We start from the raw sequence: 1,676 nt of genomic DNA, 5'->3' as shown, positions 1-1,676 counted from the left end.
CATAACAAGTTTTTTAAATTAAACCATTTCAAGTACCGTTTGTTGGCATGTCGCAATTCCCGCACCCCCTGGAGAGCCTTTTTCAACTAATGAAGCACATTTTTCAATGCCTTAAAGATCTTTGTTACATCAATCGGCTTGGCCAAATGGTCATTCATGCCCATGGCAAAGGCCTTTTCCTGGTCCTCCTTAAAGGCATTGGCAGTCATGGCAATTATTGGAATATTGGCCAAATCCGGATCATCCAATTCTCTAATCTTACGTGTTGCCCCATAGCCGTCCAAATTTGGCATCTGGATATCCATGAGAATCAAATCATAATATCCCGCCTCATGGTTGGTGAGCATATCAATACATTCCACACCATCCTTGGCCCGCTCTACCTCCAAGCCACTCTCCTCCAAAATGGTAATGGCGATTTCCGCATTCAGATCGTTGTCCTCCGTCAAAAGAAGCCGCTTGCCGCTAAAATCAACTACTTCCAGCTGCTTTTCTTTATCAACAACCGTTGACTGGGCCTTGCCTATACGATGAGGTATGGTAAATACAATTTCTGTACCTTCACCCAGCTTACTTTTAACGGTAATTGTACCGTTCATTTTATCCAGAATGCTCTTAACAATGGCCATACCAAGGCCTGTCCCCTGAATACCGTTTTGGGTAGAATTATAGGCTCTGGTAAATTGCTCAAATATTTCACTGACAAACTCCTCGGACATGCCAATGCCGGTATCCCGCACCACAAATTCAATGTTGCATTCCGCTTCATTGGCCCCTGGCAACTCCTTTACTCCAACAAAAATGGTACCGCCCTCCGGGGTATATTTAACGGAATTACTGATAACATTCATTACCACTTCTGATACATGAATTCGATCCGTGTACAGGAACTGATGCTCAATATCAAAGGAGCTTTCGAACTTCAAATTCTTCTTCATCATTTCCCCTTCAAAAACTGCCAGCCAGGAATTGAAGAGTACATTGAAGTCCACCACTTCCTCATCAATAATCAGCTTGTTATTTTCAATTCGGGCCATTTCCAGCACATTATCCAAAATATCCAACAGCTGGTGACTGGCCAATTTAACCTTTTTACGATACTCCTTATTATGCTCCACATTATCCGGATCCCGTTCAGCCAGCTCCGTAAAGCCAATAATGGCATTCAGTGGAGTACGAATATCGTGGGACATGTTAAACAAGAATGTGGATTTGGCATTGTTGGCTATTTCAGCAGCCGCCATTGCTTCTTCCATGCGGGCATGCTGGGTCTGGAGTTCCTCATTAAGGGCTCTGGTTTCCTCATACTGCTCCTCAGTTTCCCGCAAATGTTCCTGATTTCTCCTGTTTTCCCGGGCGATAAAGAAGATAATCAAAGAGAACAGTACTACTAAGCCTCCTACAGGAACCCAAACATTTTTCTTTAAAAATTCCCCGATAGACATATCATGGCTTGGCAAATAAGCATAGGACCGATTAAAGATATAATCCTTATCCATAAGGCTGAGACCATGATTTAACACTCCTATCCCTTCCGACTCGGAGTTAAGGCCCACAAAGCCTATGGCAGTGTCACTGTTCAATTGGGCAATATTCAAATCCTTATCCTTATCCCGCAATAAATACTCTGCTCTAATACTGCCCACAAGCATTACATCGGCTTCTCCCCGGGAGAT

Annotated in this window: 1 protein-coding gene; it reads right to left on the bottom strand. The window is 43.4% G+C overall.

The genetic code is table 11. The features are described 5' to 3' along the window. Positions 1–86: 86 nt before the first annotated feature. Positions 87–1,676 (bottom strand): hybrid sensor histidine kinase/response regulator (locus ACKI5G_RS09205; protein WP_407399711.1); only part of this gene is annotated, 1,590 nt, incomplete at its 5' end.

The organism is Anaerovibrio sp., assembly GCF_045637405.1.
Lineage (GTDB): Bacteria > Bacillota > Negativicutes > Selenomonadales > Selenomonadaceae > Anaerovibrio.
This window is presented reverse-complemented; position numbering and strand designations above follow the sequence as displayed.